Source organism: Amycolatopsis sp. NPDC059235 (genome assembly GCF_042754125.1).
In the GTDB taxonomy this organism is placed as follows: Bacteria; Actinomycetota; Actinomycetes; order Mycobacteriales; family Pseudonocardiaceae; genus Amycolatopsis; species Amycolatopsis albidoflava.
In genome coordinates this window covers 40,549-59,657 of sequence record NZ_JBHZAG010000065.1, presented here as the reverse complement: position 1 = coordinate 59,657, position 19,109 = coordinate 40,549, and the positions used below count along the sequence as shown (strand labels likewise).

Here is a 19,109-nt window from a genome sequence, read left to right as displayed (position 1 = left end):
CCCGCCTTGACAAGCACCCCCAGACCGTCAGCACAATCAAGCTTCGGGGTGCCCCACGCAACCACCACGGCAAGGTCGCCGCCAGGCGACGAGCCGCCTACCCACCAGCAGCCTCCGCCGCCACAACCTCCTCCGCATCCTCAAGCCGAGCAGCCAAATTAGCCCGAGCCCTCCCCACTTCCCCCGCCACCAGCAACTCCGCGAACTCCTTGTGCACAGCCAACCGTTCCTTGAGGTTCTCCCGAACCAACGCCTCCTGCTGCTCGGTAGCCGTGATCACCAACCGCAGCTTCTCCATCAAATGCCGATGCGCGTCAGTCAAATGCCGCGACCCCAGCAGCTCCACAACCTCGACATGACACCGAATATCAGCCTGCACAAACCCGGTCACATCATGCGCGTGGACAGTCTTCTCCAACTCCCGCACCGCATCGGCGACCCGCTCCAGCTGCTCAGCCGAAGCATGCGCGGCCGCCTCCACCCCGCCGAGCTCCAGGAACCGCCGAGCCCGATAGATGTCCCGGACTTCCTCAGGACTCAACGTGGTCACCTGAAGCACCCGAGTAGCCGGATGCCGGGTAAGCAAACCGTCGATCAGCAAGGTATTGAGCGCCTGCCGGATCGTCGCCCGCGAGGCCCCGAGATCCTCGGCGACCGCGTCCTCGGTCACCGGCGTCCCCGGGCTCAGCTCCCCGCCGAGAATGCGCTCCCGCAAAATCGCCGCACTCTTCTCGGCGACTGTCTCCCGCTGAATTCGGCCCATACCCCCCGGTTCCCTTCTCGAACAAACGTAGATTCGATCCTACTGCTCACCCGGCCGGCGAGGCGGCTGTGCGGGGGCGTGCCGGACCCCGGACGCGAGCAGCCGATCCGGCCGAAACTCCGCGAGCAGGTCCTGAACCACGCCGTCGTACACCTCCGCGGCCACCAAATCGCCCAGCAACGGCGCGAGCGTCACCCCGCTGTGCGTAGCGACCACGTAAAGCCACGGGCGGGAAGGCACCGGCCCGGCGACAGTAAGCCCGTCCGAGGGAAGCGCCCGCTGCCCGACGCGCAACTCCGACACCGTCGCGGCCCGGCTGTGCCGCAGCACGCCCGCGAGCCGGTCGAGCAGTTCCTCGGCAAGCGGCGAATCCGTCGCAGGGACAGCCCGGGGATCCGCGGTCTGATCCAGGTCGAGCGCCTGCAACTGCAACCGCCCCGCGCCGTCCGGACGGACGTTGAGCCGCGACGTAGTGAGCAATCCGGACAACGCCACCGGCACCGGACTGGTGACCGCGAGGTATCCGACCGTCGCATCCCCGGGACGGGTGAACGTCTCCATCGCCAGCGGAATCTCCGCCTGCGCCAGCAGCTCCCCGGTCCACCGCCCGACACAGCTGACCACCCGATCGCAGCCGAGCGCCGTGCCGTCGGCGAGGCGCAGCACCGGCCGTCCGGCGTCGAAATCGAACGCCTTCACCTGCGCCCCGCTGACCACCTGCACGCCAAGGTCCTCGGCCGCCGTGAGCAGATGAGCCAGGTAGAGCTGCGGGTAGCAATGCGCTTCGCTGGGGAAGTAAACGATCGGGCCGGCGTCGAGCGGAACCAGCAAGTCCGGGACAAGCTGCCGCGCACGTTCCGCGGTGACCTGTTCGACCGCGTAGCCGTGACCGGTCAACCGGGCCATCCGCTGTTCCAGCTCGGCCGCATGTGCCGGGTCGGTCGCGACCTCGAGGTGCCCGCCGGTGTTGAGCCAGCCGCCGCCGGTGGCTTCGGCGAGACGCCGGTGCGCCTCCATGCCCGCGAGGTTGAGGTCGTAGTAGGCCTGGGGTTCCTTCTTGTTCGCGTTGACCCAGGCATAGCTGGTCGACGACGTGCCCGCGCCGGGCACGTGCTGGTCCACGACGGTGACCCGGGCGCCGCGGCGGGCGAGCTCGGTGGCGACGGACAGGCCGATCACCCCGGCCCCGATGACGACGATCTGCACGGAACGCAGCCCCTTTCCAGGCGCGGAGGAATTCACAGGACTTTCCCGAGAAATGCTTTCGTCCGCGGATGTCGCGGATCCGTCAGCACCTGTGCCGGATTTCCGCTCTCGACCACGACCCCGCCGTCGATGAACACCGCGTGGTCGGCGACCTCCCGCGCGAAGCCGATCTCGTGAGTGACCACGACCATCGTCATGCCCGAGCGGGCGAGGTCCTTCATCACGTCGAGGACCTCGCCGACGAGTTCCGGGTCGAGCGCGGACGTCGGTTCGTCGAACAGCATCAGTTTCGGTCGCATGGCAAGGGCTCGCGCGATCGCGACCCGTTGCTGCTGGCCGCCCGAGAGCGCGCTGGGATACGACAAGGCCTTGTCGGCGAGCCCGACCCGGTCGAGCAATTCCAGCGCCCGTTTCCGGACGGCTTCCCGTTTCTCCCGCCGGACGCCGACCGGAGCCTCCATGACGTTCTGCAACGCGGTCATGTGCGCGAAAAGGTTGAACCGCTGGAACACCATGCCGATCTCGGCACGCCGCCGCTGGACCGCGGAAGGCGGCAGTTCGTGCAGCCGTCCGTTGCGCTCGCTGTAGCCGACCAGTTGGCCGTCGACGTACAGGCGGCCCGCGCTCAGCGTTTCCAGATGATTGATCAGCCGGAGAAAGGTGGATTTCCCGGATCCCGAAGGCCCCAGCAGCGTCATCACCTCGCCGCGGCGCACTTCGAGATCAATTCCCTTCAACACGGCGGCGGAACCGAAACTCTTGCAGACGTTCACCGCCTCGACCATCGGTGCTTCGCGGCTCGTCTCGACGGCGGTCATCGGCCCGCCGAAGGGATCTCAACCGCCGCGCGCCGGGACACGGCCCGCTCGCTGCGATTGAACCGGCGTTCCAGGAAATGCTGGCCGACGTTGAGCACCGACGTCATCAGCAGATACCACAGCGACGCGGTGATCAGCAGCGGAATAGTCTTGAAGTTCGTGGAATAGACGAGCTGCGCCGAGTACAGCAATTCCGGGAAGGCCAGCACGCTCACCAGGGACGTCGTTTTGAGCATGGTGATCACCTGGTTGCCGGTCGGCGGGATGATCACCCGCATCGCCTGCGGCAGCACGACGCGGCGCAAGGTGCGCAGCCGCGACATGCCGAGCGCCTGCGCCGCCTCGGTCTGGCCGCGATCGACCGACAGGATCCCCGCCCGGACGACCTCGGCCATGTAGGCGCCCTCGTTCAATCCCAGCCCCAGAATCGCCGCGATGAACGGCGTGATCAGGACATTGGTCGGCGCGGACACGAACTGCGGCCCGAACGGGATGCCGATCCCGAGCCGCGGGTACAGCGCCGAGGCATAGCCCCAGAACAGCAACTGGACGAACACCGGCGTGCCACGGAAGAACCAGATGTAAAGGGAGGCAAAGCCTTTCATCGCCGGATTCGCCGACAGCCGCAACACCGCGAGCACGACGCCGAGCACGATCCCGATCGCCATCGCGATCACCGTCAGCTCGATCGTTTTCCCCAGCCCGGCGAGGATTTCGCCGGACCCGAGGTAGTTCCCGACGACGTCCCAGCCGAAGTTCTTGTTGGTGAGCAGGGTGTGGACGAACATCGCCGCCAGCACCGCCGCGACCGCGTAGGTGACCCAGCGCCCGGGACGGCGCAGCGGCACTACCGGTTCTTCCTGGATCCGTGGCGCACTTATCGCTGTCATGTTCCCGTTTCCCTTCCGGGGTCGACGATTTCGCGGCTACGACTGCGCGCCGTTGATCTCCGACTTGTCGATCGCGATCTTCTCCAGGTTCCACTTCTTCAGAATCGCCTGGTAAGTGCCGTTCTTGAGCAGCACTCCGATCGCCTCGTGCACCGGTTCCACCAGCTTGCTCCCCTTGGGAAAGGCGACCCCGCCCGGATTCGGATTGCGGAAGAACGGCCCGGCGGTCTCGAAAACGTCCTTCTGCCGCGCCGCGACCTCCAGCAGCGGCGGAGCGTCCTCCATGACGCCGTCGATGCGCCCGCTCTGCAGCGCGAGCTGCGCCTGCGGCCCGTTCTGGTAGACCTCGACCTTCGCGGCCTGCTTCCCGGCAGCCGCGCACTTCGCCGCCTGCGACGGCAGGAAACTGGTCTGCTGCAGGGATCCCCGGATCACGCCGACGCGCGCGCCGCACACCTGGTCGGCCTTGAGCTGCGCCGGATTCCCGGATTTCACCAGCACCAGCGTGCCGTTCCAGTAGTAGGTGGCCAGGTCGATCGTGCGCTCGCGTTCTTTGGTGTCACCGATCGACGACATCGCGAGGTCGACCTTGTTCGACGTCAGCGACGGAATGATCGCGTCGAACGATGTGTTGACGAATTCCACCCGGACCCCCAGCACGCCGCCGATCGCGTTCGCCAGATCCGGGTCGAGCCCCACGACGTTGCCCGCCTGAACCGATTCGAACGGCGGATACGTCTCGTCCATCGCCACCCGGAGCGCCCCCGCGCTCCGGATCTCCGCGGGAAGCTTGGCCGCCAGCGCCGCGTCCTTGGTGACCGCCGGAATGGCGACCTCCGAAGACGACGCCGCCGGCCCGGCCGCGTCCCCGCCTGCCGAAGAACTCGCTCCGCACCCCGTCAGAGCAGCGCAAACAGCGACAGCGCCAGTGACGAGCAGGGCGACTCCACGTCGGTTCATACTGTCTCCTTGTCATTCTGTCTCACTGTCTGACAGGAGACTCTCCATGACGGGACCCCACGGGTCAAGAAGCAAAAAGTCGATCTGGGAACGCGGGATTCGCGCCGGAGACCGGTTCGAGGGCCGGAAGCCTCCCATTCCCGGGCACTGTTCCTCTGGCCACGATGGACGCCCGCTTCTAGCGTCGCGGTTCGTGCAATCCTCCGGAAGGAGTGACGCCGACTGTGGTGATCGAGCAGGAGCTGGCCAAGATCTACGAAGCGATCCGGACCCGCGCGCTGGCCGAGGGTTCGCCGGTGTCGTTGCGGCATGTCGCCCAGGTGTGCCGGGACGTGCTGGCGGCCGACGGGGTCGGGGTGCGGCTGGCCGACCGGCTCGGTCTCGGCGAACCCGCCTACGCCACCGACCCGCGCGCCGAACGGCTGCTCGAACTCCAAGTGACGGTGGGAGAAGGTCCGGGGCTGACGGCGCTGCGGCGCAGGTTCGCGGTGCTGTCCGCGGATCTGGACGAGCCGCGGCGTTTCCGGCAGTGGCCGATGTTCGCGCCCGCCGCGGTCGAGGAGGGACTGCGCGCGGTGTTCGCGTTCCCGCTGACCACCGGGGCGGCGTCGCTGGGGGTGCTGGAGTTCTACCGCGAGGCCGGGCGGTCCCTGTCCGACGCCGAACTCGACCTGGCGCTCACGATGGTCCAGATCATGACCGGCCATCTGCTCGCCCGGGTGGCGCTCGCGTCGTCGGGCGAGGCGGAGGCCATGGTCGACGAGGGGCTTTACCGCCGCTGGCGCGCCGTGCACAGCGCCACGGGAAGGGTTGCGGCGCAACTGGGCTGCCCGGTCACCGAGGCGTTGCTGCGGTTGCGGGCCTACGCGTATGTCAGCGGCCAGCGGTTGTCCAAGGCGGCCGACGACGTGAACGCGGGCGTGCTGCAGCTGCCCCCCGATCATCCGTCGTGGCGCCGCGACGACGACCGCGGGGACGAAGGCACCGGCCAGGACGGCGAAAGCGGGAGGCGGACGGAATGAACGAACTGAGCGGCGAGTGGGTCCCGATCCTGCTGGAGGCGGCCCGGACGGTGACCGCCCGGCGGGCCGGGCTGGACGCGGCCTACCTGCTCACCGGCATCTGCACCCGATTGCCCGGCGTGGACGAGGCGATCGTGCTGCTGCCCGACGGCCGCGGCCGCGGGATCCCGCTCGCCGGGACCGACTGGCCGCTGTTCGACGATCTGCTCGCTTTCCGGGCCGACGAGGACCTGTGCGGGGCGGCCGGGGAAGACGAAGAGAAAGCCACCGTTCACCTCGACCTCGCCGGTCAGGGCGGCCGGTGGCCAGGACTCGCGCGGTTCGCCGCCGCACACGGGATCGTCGCCGTGCACACGGTCCCGATGGAGGCGTTCGGCGCGGTCGTCGGAACGGTCGTGCTGACCAGCCGCGAGCAGCGGACGCTGTCCGCCGGAGAAATCGCGTTCGTACGAGGCTGCGCCGGGATCGCCGCGGCGGGCCTGCTGGCCGACGCCGTCGCCGAAACCCTGCCGTCCGCCGTCCTCCGGCTGACGCGCCACACCGCGCAGCAGGACCAGATCGCGGTCTGGCAGGCCGTCGGAATGCTCGCCACCCGCCGCGGCGTGGACCTCGCCGCGGCGGAGGCGATGCTGCGCGCGCACGCCCGGGGCCTGGCCGAGCCGCTCGTGCACAGCGCCGAGCGAGTGGCGGGCGGCGGCGCGGACGAGGTCGCCGGTCCCGGGCACGACACCCGGATCCTGGTGGTGGACCCGGACCGCTTCACGGTCAGCTGTTTGTCGGACGCATTGCGCGCGGCCGGATTCGACGTCACCGCAGTCGTTTCCGCGGCAGCGGCGCCAACCGCGGCTCCTCCTCCCGTGGCGATCATCGACCAGACGGCCGCAGGCGCGAGCGACTTGATCCGGTCGCTCTCCGAAGGACCGGGCACGCAGGTGATCGTGATCTCGCCGGCGGCGGTCCGGCAGACGCCGCCCGCCTCCGCCCGGCTGCTGCCCAAACCGGTCCACCCGTCGCAGGTACTGGCCCTGGTGCGCGATCTGCACCCCGCCGCCCGGCGAGCCGCGTGATGAAGCAGCGACTGGCCAGCGGTTGCGAACGGCTGGACACGATCCTGGGCGGCGGGCTGATCGACCCGTCGATCACGCTGCTGGCGGGAGCACCCGGGTCCGGCAAGACCGTGCTGGCCCAGCAGTACGCCTTCGCCAACGCCGACCCCGCCCGTCCCGTGGTGTACTTCAGCACCCTCACCGAGCCACTGACCAAGATCACCCAGTTCCTCGACGGTCTCGCGTTCTGCGCGCCGGACCGGATCGGGACCTCGGTGCTGTTCGAGGACCTCGGCGACGTGGTGACCGAGGGCGGGCTGAACGCCGGCCTCGCCCGGCTCGCCGAGGTCGCGACCCGCACCCGGTGCGGGATCCTGGTCGTCGACAGCATCAAAGCCCTTCGCTACGCCGCCCTGGACCAGGCCGCCTACACGCGGTTCCTCTACGAACTCGCCGGACGGCTCAGCGCGCTGGCGACCAGCACCCTGTGGCTCGCCGAATACGACAGCGCCGAACTGGCGTCCTCGGCGGAATTCACCATCGCCGACGCCACCATCGCGCTGTCCACCCAGGCCACCGGCCAGCGCACCAACCGCGCCCTGCAGGTGCTCAAGCTCCGCGGCAGCACGTTTCTGCCGGGCTGGCACACTTACCGGATTTCCGAAGACGGGCTGGACGCCTTTCCCCGGCTCAGCGATCCCGGCGACGGCGACGGCACCGTCGACCCGGCGAGCACCGCACGCGCGAGCTCGGGCATTCCCGGCCTCGACGCCATGCTGGGCGGTGGATTCTGGCCCGGTTCGAGCACCATCGTGGCCGGGCCGCCCGGCTCCGGGAAGACCGTGATCGGCCTGCACTTCGCGTTCCACGGCACGGAACTGGGCCAGCACAGCACTTTCACGACGCTGCAGGAAAACCCGCTCCAGCTCAACCGGGCCATCCGCAGCCTGGGCTGGGACCCGAGGTCCGAGGCCGTCGCGCTGCGCTGCGAATCCCCCAACGACATCTACATCGACCAGTGGTTCTACGACCTGCTGGACTCGCTGACCGCGAGCCAGACCCGCAGGCTGGTCATCGACAGCCTCACCGACCTCGCCGCGGCGTGCGACGACGACCAGCGGTTCAACGAGTTCCTGCACTCCCTGCTGGGCCGGTGCTCCCAGGTGGGCATCACGACGCTGCTCACCCTGGAGATCCCGGACCTGTACGGGCAGGCGGGCCTGTCCGGCACCGGGATCTCGCACCTGTCCGACAACGTGATCCTGCTGCAGTACCAGCGCACCGGGGCGCGCATCGACCGGGCGCTGACCGTGCTGAAAACCCGGGCCAGCCCGAACCTGCCCTACACCACCGCGTTCGAGGTCACCGGCCAGGGAATCGTCATGGACGGCAGGCCTGATCTGTCCGTGGCGCCTTAAGGCCGGTCGGCCTCGTCCGGCTGTGCGAGGGGTTCGGCCAGGTCCAGTTCGAGCCGGACGTTCGCGGGAATCCCTTCCGCTGTTGGAGATTCCGGTGCCCTCGGCTAGCTGTGCGGTGCCTGCCCTGAAGCGACCCGCAGATCGGATGCGCTGCTTCCACACCCCGGCAGTTCCCGGAACAGCAACGCATTCCGGCGAGTTCGCCGGAGGCCGCACCGCCTCCTGGACCGACCGGCGCGCCGTTCCGGCAACGGCGCGGTCCCGCCGGGCTCCCACTCGGCCGGTGCGGTACCCGGAGCTGATCGACCAGGTGGAGCTGTTGCGCGGTATCGCGGAAGGCCGCGGGGGTTCGGCTGGATCTGGACGTGCTGATGCGGGTGGACCAACTGCTGGGCAGCTTCGTGCAGACCGATCAGCGGCTGGGCCGGTTAACTGAATCGTGACAGGCGGTGCCGCCAGCGGTAAACGGGCGCCGCGACGCTGGCGGGCATGAAAGCAGCCGAGAGCCGGAAGCGTTCGGTCAACCGGGAACTGGTCGAACTGGCGGCGTTGTTCTTCGCCACCGGGATCGCCGATCTGTTCGTCAGCACTCTCTCGAACAACCGCGTCGGGCCCGCGCTGCTGTTCGCGTTGGGCGGGCTGTTCATCGTCTCCGCCACCTTGCGGCACCGCTGGAGCCACCGGCGGCCGCGGCGCGCCGCCGTGCCCGAACCGGCCGACGCGACGGAATGGCGTCTCCGCGCGACCGTGCGCGACGTGCCGGGAAGCCTGGCCGCCCTCACCGCGACCCTGGCCGCGCACCGCTACGACATCGCGGCCATGCAAGTCCTCGCCGTGCCCGACGGCGCCGTCGACGAATTCCTCCTCCGCGCCCCGGACGGCACGACCGGAGCCGACCTCGCCGAAGCGGCCCGGTCCGGCGGCGGCGACCACGTCTGGGTCGTGCGAGCGGACGTGCACGAACTCGTCGACCTCCCGACCCGGATGCTCGCCCTCGCCGGACAGGCGGCCGCCCCGGGAGCCGATCTCGCCCAGCTGATCGGCACGCTGCTCGGCCCGTCCTGCACGGTCCGGCGGAAAACCGGCCGCCGCGGACGGGACGAGCGCTTGACCGGCACCACCATGCTGCTGCACGGCGGCGCCGGCGAACTCCTCGAAGCGCACCGTCCTTCGCTGCCGTTCACCCCCGCCGAATTCGCCCGGGCCCAAGCTCTCGTCCGCGTGTTCCGCCAGTCTGTCTCCCGCGCCGAGGACGCTCCCCCGTCCGATGCAGACCCCTTGCCGCGCACAGGAAATCCCGCACCGATCGGCTGTCTCGCGCCGGGCCGCCCCGACGAGCAGTGACCGCGACGGATCAGAGTGACCGAGGCGAGTCGCGAGTGGGTTCTGCCGCCTGGGATTGCGTGGCTGCCCAGCTGGCGAGGAGTTTGAGCCGGTCCTCCGATTCGGTGCCGGGTTCGGCGGTGTAGGTGATCAGGTCGTGCTTGGCAGGGCCAGACAGGGGCAGGTCCAGGGATTGAAAGGTCAGCTCCAGGCGGCCGACCTCAGGGTGCTGAAGCCGTTTGACGCCGTCGTGGCGGATCAGGACGTCGTGCGCGGCCCATTGCTCGCGGAACTCGGGGCTGAGGGTGCACAACTCGCCGACGAGTTCGCGCAGTGCCCGGTCGCGGGGCTCGCGCCCGGCCTCGGCGCGCAGGAGAGCGGCGGTGGCGTTGCCGGCGGCCTCCCAGTCGACGAAGAGGTAGTGCACGCCGGAGTCGAGGAAGATGTAGCGGGCGATGTTGGGGCGGCCGCGCTGGTCGACGGTGGCACTGTCGAACATCGGCGCGTAAAGGGCTCGGGCCAGCGGGTTGCTAGCGACGAGGTCGGTGCGGCCGTTGCGCACGAACGCCGAGGACATGGTCATGGAGTCGAGCAGCCACTGGACCCGGGGCAGCACCTCGACGTCCTTGCGCCGCGACGGCGCGCGGCTCGCGGACCTGGCCAGATCGAACAGGTAGGTGCGTTCGTCGTCGTCCAGCCGCAGCGCGCGGGCGACCGCATCGAGGACGGCGTCGGACACGCCGCCGATGTGCCCCTTCTCCAGCCGGGTGTACCACTCCGTGCTCACGCCGGCCAGTACCGCGACCTCCTCGCGGCGCAGCCCGGGGACCCGGCGCCGGGCGCTGGTCGGCAGCCCGGCCTCCGCCGGGGTGATCTTGGCGCGCCGGCTGGCCAGGAAGTGCCGGATTTCGCCGCGGTTTCCGGGCTGCTGCTCCATGCCTTCCACGGTAACCGCCGGTCGCGGCGCGAAGGGGGTCGAAGTCCTACCCCCGATAAGCACGCCCTTCTCCGGCGACGGCCGGCGCAGTCTCCTGAAGCTCGAACGATCCCAGTAGCGAATGGAGTCAGCGGACATGACGAGCAAGACGGTGGCACTGGGCACGTGGGCCTGGGGAGACAGCGGAGAGACGGGCGACGGCTATTTCGGCAGCCAGCTGACCGCGTCCGGCCTGCGAGAGGTCGTCGAGAAGGCACACGCGAACGGCTTCACCCTGTGGGACACCGCGGTGGTCTACGGCATGGGCCGATCCGAGACGGTCCTCGCTCAGGCGCTGAAAGGCTACGCCCGCAGCGAGTACCAGCTGTCGACGAAGTTCACCCCGCAGATCGCGGGCGACAGCGACAACTCGGTCGCGGACATGCTGGAGCAAAGCCTCGACCGGCTGGGCACGGACTACGTGGATCTGTACTGGATCCACAATCCCGCCGACGTGGCCCGCTGGACGCCGCTGCTGGTCCCGCTGCTGCGGAGCGGCCGGGTCAAGCAGGTCGGCGTCTCCAACCACAACCTGAAGGAGATCGCGCTCGCCGACCAGATCCTCGGCGAAGCCGGCTTCCGGGTGGAGGCGGTCCAGAACCACTACAGCCTCCTGTACCGGAGCTCCGAGCGCGCGGGCATTCTCGAACACTGCCGCGAGCACGACGTGCGGTTCTTCTCCTACATGGTCCTCGAGCAAGGGGCGCTGACCGGCAAGTACAGCCCCACCCGTCCGTTGCCGGCGGGCAGCAGCCGGGCGGCTGTGTACAACGACCTCCTGCCGCAACTGCAGGCACTCACGGACCGAATGGGAGCGATCGGCGCGGACCGGGGCGCGTCGGCCGCCGACGTCGCCACCGCGTGGGCCATCGCCAAGGGGACCACGCCGATCATCGGGGTCACGAAGGCGGGTTACCTCGACGGACTGGTCCGCGCTCAAGGCATCGCGCTCGCCGACGAAGAGATCGCGGAACTGGAGTCGCTGGCCGATGCCGCGGACGTCGACACGCGCGGCAGCTGGGAGCACGACATGTAGGGAATGCGGCTTCACGGTAGCGCTGGCGCTACCGTGAAGCCGGGGGCTGAAGGCATGTTGGCGGGCGCCGCCGGTTTCTAGTGTCGTCGGCATGGAAACTTCCCGCAGCCGCCAAGCCGGCGGCCCGGCCGTCACGACCCTGCTCGGCCTGTTCTTCGTCGCCGGCGCCGCCACGAACTCGATCGGCGGCTTCACCGGGCTGGACCCCATGTTCCGGATGACTTCCGGTGCGATCGCGGTGGCTTGCCTGCTGATCCTGATCGTGCGCCTCGTCTTGCGCCGCAAGGACGAGCGCCGGTGTTGACCAAGGCGCCAGCCGCGTTGCCGCTGTCGCGTTCAAGTCTTTGCCGTTGAATGCCAACACTGAACGAGGAAACCCATGATCACCGCTGTGCCCTTCGTCCTGACCGCCGCACTGCTCGCGCCCGCCGCACCGGCCGCGGCTGACCCCGTTCGCGCCGTCGCGCAAGAAACGGTCTCGGCAGGCGCGACCGGAGTGCAGATCCGAACAGTCCACAACGGACACTCTCGCACCGTGACCGCCGGAGTGTCCGAACTGGACTCCCGGCGGCCGGTCTCGCCGACCGGCCGGTTCCGGATCGGCAGCACGACCAAGTCCTTCGTGGCCACTGTGGTCTTGCAACTCGTCGCTGAACACCGGATCGGGCTCGACACCTCCGTCGAGAAATACCTTCCCGGGCTCCTGCCGCACGGCAACGAAATCACCGTGCGGATGCTCCTGCAGCACACCAGCGGCCTCTACAACTATCTCCGGACGATCTCGCTGACGGGCGCCGAACTGGAGAAAATCCGCTACCAGCACCATTCGCCGGAGTCGCTGGTGGCCATCGCGACCGCGCGGCCGCTCGATTTCCCGCCGGGCAGCGAATTCTCGTATTCCAATACCAATTACCTCGTGCTCGGCATGCTCATCGAGCGAACCACCGGACATGCCTGGGGCGACGAGGCGGTCAAGCGGATCCTGCGCCCGCTCGGCATGCACCAGACGGTGATCCCCGGCGACCGCACCCGGATTCCCGGTCCGCACGCACACGGATACCAAGAGATGAACGAGAAGCTCGTCGACGTCACCGAACTGAACCCCAGCATCGCCGGCGCCTCGGGCGAGATGATCTCCACCACCGCGGATCTGGACAAATTCGTCCACGCACTCGCGCTGGGCCGGCTGGTGCCCCCGGCGCTGCTGGGGCAGATGACCACCCCGCGATCGGCGGCCGAGGAGTACGGGCTGGGATTGCAGACCCGGACCACTCCGTGCGGGATCCCGGTTTTCGGGCACACCGGCGGGATTCCCGGGTACGGAACGATCGCCTTCACCAGCGCCGACGGGAAGCACCGGGTGGAGGCTTCGCTGACGCTCGGGCGCGGGCCCTCGAATGACGCCTTCTACTCGTTGATCGACAAGGTGATCTGCGCCTGAGCCAGGCAGGGGGCATCGGTCTCGCTGGCATCGATCCGCGTCTCGGAGAAGAGATCGAACGGAACGAGTATTTCAACGCTCGGTAACGCGATCCGGGATCCCGCCGTCTGTCTTGGTACAGACGAGGAGTTCACGCGATGACCGATTCCCCTTCCGGCGGCCCCGCGCCGTGGCCGGGCGCTCCGCCCGCCGCGTTCCCGTGCCCGTACTGCGCGCAACCGGTCCCGGCGGGCACGGTGCTGTGCTGGCGATGCGGCAACCGGCTGGTTCCGGCGGCCGCCCCGGGCGACACCGTCCGGCGGTTCGCCGCCGCGACCGGGCTCGCCACGGGCGGCGTGCTGGTCGGCGTGTCGCCGGTCCTGCCGTGGTTTCAGGCGGTGCTGCTGGGGAACGCGAGCCTGTTCGACGTCGCTGGCCTGGCGAGCAGCCGGACCGTGCCGCTCGTCTTTCTTCCGGTGGCTCTGGCGGTCTGCGGGGCCGCCGCGATCGTCGCGGCTGTCGTGCTGCGGGAGGGCGTCGCGGCCCGAGCGACGGGCTTCGTCCTGTTCGGCGTCTCCGGAATCCTGGGCGGACTGCTCCTCGTCGGTCTGCTGAGCGGTGTCGCCAGCGCCGGCGGCCTCCTGCGCATCGGGCTGGGCCCCTGGGTCAGCGTCGCCGGCGCGCTCTTGATGCTCGTCGGCGCGATGGTGCCGCAGCCCGCCGCCCGACCGCCGAGCGCTTCCGGCCACGCCGTCTTCTCCAGCATCGCCTGCACGGTCGCTATCGTGGTCGCCGCGCTGGGATTGACTGCCGCCACCGGCATCGACAGAGCGACCCATGCCACCGCGGACAGCACGACAGAACCAGCCCTGACCACTCCTTCGTCGTCGGAACCCGCTCTCCCGGCACCGTCCACCAGCGACCCGCAGCCCAGCACCTCGACCTCCACCGCGACTTCCACCACGACCGAGGAATCAGAGCCGCCGGCCGCCCCGCGCACCACCCTCGCCGACGCCGAAGCGGTCGTCCAGGCGAAGGGATACCGCCCCTATCCAGGCACCTCCTGGGAATCGGCCGACGGACTGCAGGTCATCCTCGCCACCATCGCCGAGTCGGGCGACGGCTACGCGAACCGGGCCTTCTTCTTCCACGACGGCAAATACCTCGGCACCGACACCTCGGTCGACAGCGCCGGCATCCAAGAGGCGTGGTCCACCGACACCACCGTCGCCCTCTCCTACGAGCTCTACAACGCCGAAGACCCGCTGTGCTGCCCGACCGCCAACACGGCGACGGTCCGCTACCACTGGACCGGAACCCGCCTCGTCCCCCTCGACGCGATACCGTCCTCCGACCCCACCGCAAGCCCGAGCCGCCGCTGACCGCCGAGCTCAGCCATGAGCAGGCCCGCCGGATCCAGAAAACCCTGCGGGATACCTGGTCAAGACCGGCCCATTTCCCACTGCTGTCAGGCTTTCCGCGAACTCAAGAGCAGCAGGCAGCCGATCGCGACCGCCGTCACGAGACCGGCGACGAGCAGCTTGGGATCGAGGCTGGTGGTCGCGGCAGCCTGAGCGACCGGCGGTACCGCAGCCGACGTCGAAGGGACCGCCGACTGGCTTGACGCCGCTGAAGTGACCACTGTGGACGGTGGAGTCGTAGCGGTCGGCACAACCGGAGGCGCTGCCACAGCGGTACGGCTGGGAGCGGCACGCGAAGCAGGTGCGGGAGAAGGGGTTCGAGGAGGCGGGGAGGCCGCAGGCTGGACGATGACCTGCGCTCGCATGTCCGGGTGCACCGAGCAGTAGTACGAGTAAGTACCGGGCGTGCGAAAGGTGTAGTTCCAGCTTTGCCCCTGGGACAGCTGCGGGCTGCGGAACGCGACGGGCGCGCTGGTGGTGACCACGTCGTGCGGAGCGGTGTCGTGCTGGATCCAGGTCACAGTGTCGCCGACGTGCACGGTCAGCGACGCGGGCGAGTAGGCGTAGTCCTGCATCATCACGGTCTGAGCCGCCGCGGCCGACGCCGTCACCGGAGCCGCGAGCGTAAGCAGGACCACGGCGGCAAACAGAGCGAGAAAGCGTTTCATTGAACGAACTCCCCGGCGAACTCGACGCGGATCGGCAGCCGGACGAGCAGTCGCGCGAACCGGCCGGAAGTCCTCAGTGGACGTCGTGGCGGCGGCAAGGTCCCGCGCAGCCACAGGATGACGCGATCCGGTCCGGCCTCGCGAAGGTCGCCGCCGAGCACCAGATCGCGCGATGAGTCTCCGAAGTCGAGCCGTCCGGCGAATTCGACCGGCGGGCGTTCGGCGATTTCCTCGCCGGTGAAGTGCACCTCGCCCAGTTCCCGGGTGACCATTGAGGACGGAAGCGGGAAGGCGGACCGGAAGGACGAGCCGTCGATTTCCGCGGTGAGGCCGCTGCCTTCCGGGTCGCGGGCGAACGTGGCCCGGCGGACGGTCAATCGCCCGCGCAGCACGGGGATTCCGAGCAGCCGCTGGGTCAGTTCCAGGACGCAGCAGTCGGGCCGGATCCGGTGGACGGCGGGGTCGGCCGAGGGCAGGAACCGGGTGTCAGTGGGCACGAAGTCCTCCGGGGATCGAGGTGGTCCGGGGCGGGCGCGGCGGCCCGCCCCGGACCGGGTCGGGCACGCCTCAGCAGGACGCCTGGTTCAGCAGCGGCGTCAGGACGCTTTCGAGCCAGACGGTGTGCGTCTTGATGTACTGGTCCAGATTCAGCAGGTCAGTGACCTGCTGGCCGGGCGACTCCTCGAGATGCGCGGCCTTGATGTGCGCGATGATCGGCGCGAGCGTGTCGGTGACGACCTTGTCGGCCGAACCGTCGAGGACGGGCTTGAGCACGCTTTCCAGCCACACCGTGTGCGTCTTGATGTACTGGTCCAGATTCAGCAGATCGGTGACCTGCTGGCCCGGCGATTCCTCCAGGTGCGCGGCTTTGACGTGGTCGAGGATCGGCTGCAGCACGCCCTTGGGCACGCAGTTTCCGGGCGGGGTGTCGGTGGGCATCGGCATCGTGTGCGTCGGGCTGGACGGCGCGGTCGGCGTCGAGGACGACGACGGCGGGGCGGTCGGCGAGGACGGCGGCGGCGCGGGCGCGCCTTGGACGGTCACGGTCGCCTTCATGTCGGGATGGATCGAACAGTAGTAGGAGTAGGTGCCCGCCTTGGTGAAGGTGTGCGAGAAGGTGCCGCCGGTCTGCATGGTCGGCGACGTGAATTTCTCCGGCCCGTCGGTGACGACGACGTTGTGCGGCGCGGAATCGTGATTGGTCCACGTCACGGTGTCGCCCGCGGAGATCGTCAAGCTGGCCGGGGAGAACTTGTACCCGCTCATCTCGACCGACTTGGCGGAGCCGGCCGCGGCGGGCGCGGCGCCTCCTTGCTGCCGCGCCAGCCCTTGGTAGAGCGGCACGGCGAGCGGGCTCTGCTTCGCCAGCGCCGCGAGATCGACCCGCGGCGAGGCAGGCGCGGCGACCGGAGCCGTCTGCTGTCCCGTGCGCAGGGTGGTGAGACTGACCAGGGCCAGCGCCAGTGCGACGACCGCGGCCGCGATCGGCCACCGGCGCCGGCGAGCCGCCTCGGGCGGGGCTTCCGGCCGCGCTCCGGCGGCGGCAGAGGTGGGTTCCGGGTTGTCCATCAAGGAGATTCCTTTCCGGGGTGGGACGTTCACCGGCCGGGACTGGCGGTGACGAGGAGGCTCGCCGCGAACAGCACCACGACGACGAGCGTGGCTTCCGCGGCGACGGAATAGACGAACGGACGGACCGCGCCGGCGTCTCCGCGCAGCACCACCGCGAAGTCGAGCCGCCGCGCGACCCAGCTCTTGCTCGCCTGCGCGAACAGCAGCACCACGGCGAGCACCGCGAGTTTCGTCAGCAGGATCCGGCCGTAGCCAGTGGTGAACACCCGCCCGACGTCGCCGAGCGTCTCGATCGCGAGCACGGCGCCCGCGACGATCACCAGAAGCACCGACGTGAGGGCGAGTTTCGAATAACGGGGAACGACTTCGGCGAGTTCGCCGGGATCGCGCCGGGACAGCACGCCGAACAGCAGCATCGCGAGCCCGCCGATCCAGGCGCAAATTCCCGCCAGGTGCCCGAAATCCGCGAGCTGGCTCAGCAGCGGATGCGCGCTCTCCGCGGAGTGCCCGGTCAGGCCGGTCGTGCGCAGCAGCCCGGCGGCGACCACTCCCGCGCCGACCCGCCAGCCCAGCGAAACCGCGGCGCGACGGCCGCGTTGCAGCACATCGGCGAGCACCACTCCGGCCAGCACCCATCCGAGCGCCTTGGCGAACCAGATCCGGCCGAACTGGCTGTCGAGGACCTGCGCGAGCAGATCCGGATCGAGCAGATCAGCCGGGGACCGCTGGGCCACCCACGCGCCCTGCAACCCGAGCCCGGCCACCGTCCCGGCGAATCCGAGCACCCAGCCCGCCACCAGCACCCCGCGCGCCCGGCGATGGTCCGCTCCCGCAGGCCACAGCAGCGCGAGAAAGAGCAGCCCGCCGACGAACAACGCGAGCCCGGAGTAGTCCACGCAGCGCGCGAGGACGTACCAGAATTTCGCGGAACCGAGGTCCATGGGCTCAGCCGCCGCTCGACGGAATCGCCGGAGGCGCCGCGGGTTGCGCCGGCGCTGCCGGGCAGGAACCGATGATCGTCGAGAGGAGCCCGTCCGGCCCGGTCACCGCGAGCCCGGTCGTGAGACCGCCGACGAGCGGCAGCCCGCTCACTGTGTCGAGCACCGGCTGGACTGCGCTGGGCTGGCACGTCGGCGTCTCCGTCGGCGGAGGAGTTCCGGTCGGGGTCTGCGGCGGTGTTTCCGGCGGGGCGGGCGGCATCGGATCACCGGTCGGCTGCAGGATGTCCCCGGTCGGCGGCGGGATTTCGCCGGACGGCACGTCGGCCACCGGTTCCGCCGGCGGAGGCGCGTCGACCGGCGGGATCCCGCCGCCGGGCATCGGCGGCATCGGCTGCACCGCACCAGGAGGAGGCAGTTCGCCATTGGGCAGAACCGGTTGCGGTGCGGGCGCTGCCTGTGCAGGAGGCTGATCCGGAGCGACCGGACTGCTCGCCGCTGTCGTCTTCAACCCGATTCCCGAGGCGTACCCCACCACGACCACGACCGCGCCCGCCAGACAGGCCGCGACCACCTGGTCCCGCCGCGATCCGCGTCCCACTGAAGCCACCACAAGCATTTCCTTCCCCGACGCCTGCCGCCGACCCGGCCGGATCACGACGGGGAGCACCACATCAAACCGCGCGTTTCGGCGGACGACTGAATCATGACAGGAACGTAAAATTGATCTCCGAACAACAATCGGCAAACAGTGAATTCGCCACCGCGACCAGCGGTGCGAACTATTTAACCTTCCCGTTTCGCATTCGACCCGCCGCCGACCACACAGCACCGAAACCATCTCGCTCCGACACCTGTCCCTCCAGCAAAGCAGGGTTCATGCGACCATCCTCCGGAATTTCCGGCCCCGTCCGCCGCCAGCCGAGCCGGCGCGCGCTTCTTGTGCGCGCCCTCGCGGTTATCGCGTTCAGTCTCTTGGCAACGTTTTTCCCCACCTCGGCAGCCGAGGCGCACAGCTTCGTGGAATCGAGCACCCCCGCGAAGGATTCCGAACTCTCCTCCGCCCCCGAGAAAATTGTGCTCACCTTCAACGAACCCCTGGACCGCGGTTTCACCGAATTGGCGGTACTCGGACCGGACGGCGCGACACATTGGGAGTCGGCAGCCGTCGCAGTCACCGGCCCGACCCTTTCCGCGCCCGTGAAACCGCTCGGCCCGGCCGGGAAATACACCGTGGAATACCGGGTCGTGTCAGCCGACGGGCATCCGGTCTCCGGCTCCTATTCCTTCACCCTCACCAAGGCAGGCCCCGGCGTCGCACCAGTCGCCGCTCCCCCGTCCGCGGCGCAGGCCCCGCACGCCGCACCGGCCGCCACCGCCAACGACGCGAGCGGCGGGATACCGGTCTGGGTCTGGATCGCCGCGGCCGCGGTGCTGCTGATCGCGGGCGGAATCGTCGCGGCGCGGATCAGCCGGGCTCCCGAACGGGATTGAGCGACTGTCCGAAATGGTCCTCGGCGCGGCAATTCACCCGCGCGGGCCGCGGACTGTGCGCACTCGGATACCCGTTGCTGATCACCGCGCTACCGGAGCGAAGAATCCGCGCGGTCGAATGCCCGGGTACCTGACCTC

General features: G+C 69.4%; 20 protein-coding genes. 9 read left to right on the top strand and 11 right to left on the bottom strand.

Annotated elements, in window-relative coordinates; genetic code table 11:
• Positions 1-97 precede the first annotated feature (97 nt).
• Genes ACFXI3_RS33155 through ACFXI3_RS33135 form a run of 5 tightly spaced genes read right to left on the bottom strand, consistent with a single transcriptional unit; the run spans position 98 to position 4,637 of the window.
• The gene (locus ACFXI3_RS33155; RefSeq protein WP_378404920.1) at positions 98-763 is read right to left on the bottom strand and encodes a GntR family transcriptional regulator; all 666 of its coding nucleotides are present in this window, start codon (positions 761-763) and stop codon (positions 98-100) included.
• A gap of 39 nt (positions 764-802) precedes the next feature.
• Complete coding sequence (locus ACFXI3_RS33150) at positions 803-1,969, bottom strand: NAD(P)/FAD-dependent oxidoreductase (protein ID WP_378404918.1); 1,167 nt, start codon at positions 1,967-1,969, stop codon at positions 803-805.
• Between the two features lie 32 nt (positions 1,970-2,001).
• Complete coding sequence (locus tag ACFXI3_RS33145; protein WP_378404916.1) at positions 2,002-2,787, bottom strand: amino acid ABC transporter ATP-binding protein; 786 nt, start codon at positions 2,785-2,787, stop codon at positions 2,002-2,004.
• Entirely contained in the window at positions 2,784-3,677 is an 894-nt protein-coding gene (locus tag ACFXI3_RS33140; protein WP_378404914.1) for an amino acid ABC transporter permease, read from the bottom strand. The genes ACFXI3_RS33145 and ACFXI3_RS33140 overlap by 4 nt, the downstream gene beginning before the upstream one ends.
• 36 nt (positions 3,678-3,713) lie before the next feature.
• The gene (locus ACFXI3_RS33135) at positions 3,714-4,637 is read right to left on the bottom strand and encodes an ABC transporter substrate-binding protein (RefSeq protein WP_378404912.1); all 924 of its coding nucleotides are present in this window, start codon (positions 4,635-4,637) and stop codon (positions 3,714-3,716) included.
• Between the two features lie 224 nt (positions 4,638-4,861).
• Between ACFXI3_RS33135 and ACFXI3_RS33130 the strand changes: the two genes are divergently transcribed.
• The 4 genes from ACFXI3_RS33130 (at position 4,862) to ACFXI3_RS33115 (ending at position 9,467) form a co-directional block, all read left to right on the top strand.
• Positions 4,862-5,659 (top strand): GAF domain-containing protein, encoded by a 798-nt coding sequence (locus ACFXI3_RS33130; protein WP_378404910.1) that lies wholly within the window; start codon positions 4,862-4,864, stop codon positions 5,657-5,659.
• On the top strand, positions 5,656-6,726 hold the full coding sequence (locus tag ACFXI3_RS33125; RefSeq protein WP_378404908.1) for a hypothetical protein: 1,071 nt from the start codon (positions 5,656-5,658) through the stop codon (positions 6,724-6,726). The genes ACFXI3_RS33130 and ACFXI3_RS33125 overlap by 4 nt, the downstream gene beginning before the upstream one ends.
• Positions 6,726-8,123, top strand: coding sequence for an RAD55 family ATPase (locus ACFXI3_RS33120; RefSeq protein WP_378404906.1), 1,398 nt, complete (start codon positions 6,726-6,728; stop codon positions 8,121-8,123). The genes ACFXI3_RS33125 and ACFXI3_RS33120 overlap by 1 nt, the downstream gene beginning before the upstream one ends.
• A gap of 489 nt (positions 8,124-8,612) precedes the next feature.
• A complete protein-coding gene (locus tag ACFXI3_RS33115; RefSeq protein WP_378404904.1) occupies positions 8,613-9,467 on the top strand; it encodes a hypothetical protein in 855 nt (284 codons plus the stop codon).
• Between the two features lie 10 nt (positions 9,468-9,477).
• On the opposite strand, the gene ACFXI3_RS33110 is transcribed toward ACFXI3_RS33115, so the two are convergent.
• A complete protein-coding gene (locus tag ACFXI3_RS33110) occupies positions 9,478-10,383 on the bottom strand; it encodes a helix-turn-helix transcriptional regulator (RefSeq protein WP_378404903.1) in 906 nt (301 codons plus the stop codon).
• A gap of 136 nt (positions 10,384-10,519) precedes the next feature.
• Between ACFXI3_RS33110 and ACFXI3_RS33105 the strand changes: the two genes are divergently transcribed.
• From ACFXI3_RS33105 to ACFXI3_RS33090, 4 genes are all read left to right on the top strand, one after another.
• Positions 10,520-11,458 (top strand): aldo/keto reductase, encoded by a 939-nt coding sequence (locus ACFXI3_RS33105; protein ID WP_378404901.1) that lies wholly within the window; start codon positions 10,520-10,522, stop codon positions 11,456-11,458.
• A gap of 91 nt (positions 11,459-11,549) precedes the next feature.
• Positions 11,550-11,762 carry a hypothetical protein gene (locus tag ACFXI3_RS33100; protein ID WP_378404899.1) on the top strand — a complete coding sequence of 71 codons (213 nt, stop codon included), beginning with the start codon at positions 11,550-11,552 and terminating at the stop codon, positions 11,760-11,762.
• Positions 11,763-11,837: 75 nt separating this feature from the next.
• Entirely contained in the window at positions 11,838-12,899 is a 1,062-nt protein-coding gene (locus ACFXI3_RS33095; RefSeq protein ID WP_378404897.1) for a serine hydrolase domain-containing protein, read from the top strand.
• Between the two features lie 137 nt (positions 12,900-13,036).
• The gene (locus ACFXI3_RS33090) at positions 13,037-14,260 is read left to right on the top strand and encodes an LppP/LprE family lipoprotein (protein ID WP_378404896.1); all 1,224 of its coding nucleotides are present in this window, start codon (positions 13,037-13,039) and stop codon (positions 14,258-14,260) included.
• Positions 14,261-14,346: 86 nt separating this feature from the next.
• Here the strand turns inward: ACFXI3_RS33090 and ACFXI3_RS33085 are convergent, their stop codons facing one another.
• From ACFXI3_RS33085 to ACFXI3_RS33065, 5 genes are all read right to left on the bottom strand, one after another.
• Positions 14,347-14,967, bottom strand: coding sequence for a cupredoxin family copper-binding protein (locus tag ACFXI3_RS33085; RefSeq protein ID WP_378404894.1), 621 nt, complete (start codon positions 14,965-14,967; stop codon positions 14,347-14,349).
• Complete coding sequence (locus tag ACFXI3_RS33080; protein WP_378404892.1) at positions 14,964-15,464, bottom strand: hypothetical protein; 501 nt, start codon at positions 15,462-15,464, stop codon at positions 14,964-14,966. Before ACFXI3_RS33080 ends, ACFXI3_RS33085 begins: the two co-directional genes overlap by 4 nt.
• 70 nt (positions 15,465-15,534) lie before the next feature.
• The gene (locus tag ACFXI3_RS33075; RefSeq protein ID WP_378404891.1) at positions 15,535-16,536 is read right to left on the bottom strand and encodes a plastocyanin/azurin family copper-binding protein; all 1,002 of its coding nucleotides are present in this window, start codon (positions 16,534-16,536) and stop codon (positions 15,535-15,537) included.
• 29 nt (positions 16,537-16,565) lie between these two features.
• Positions 16,566-17,480: a copper resistance D family protein gene (locus ACFXI3_RS33070; protein ID WP_378404889.1), complete on the bottom strand. Its 915-nt coding sequence runs from the start codon at positions 17,478-17,480 to the stop codon at positions 16,566-16,568.
• Between the two features lie 4 nt (positions 17,481-17,484).
• Positions 17,485-18,096: a hypothetical protein gene (locus ACFXI3_RS33065; protein WP_378404887.1), complete on the bottom strand. Its 612-nt coding sequence runs from the start codon at positions 18,094-18,096 to the stop codon at positions 17,485-17,487.
• Positions 18,097-18,200: 104 nt separating this feature from the next.
• Between ACFXI3_RS33065 and ACFXI3_RS33060 the strand changes: the two genes are divergently transcribed.
• Complete coding sequence (locus ACFXI3_RS33060) at positions 18,201-18,971, top strand: copper resistance protein CopC (protein ID WP_378404885.1); 771 nt, start codon at positions 18,201-18,203, stop codon at positions 18,969-18,971.
• The last annotated feature ends 138 nt before the right edge of the window (positions 18,972-19,109 follow it).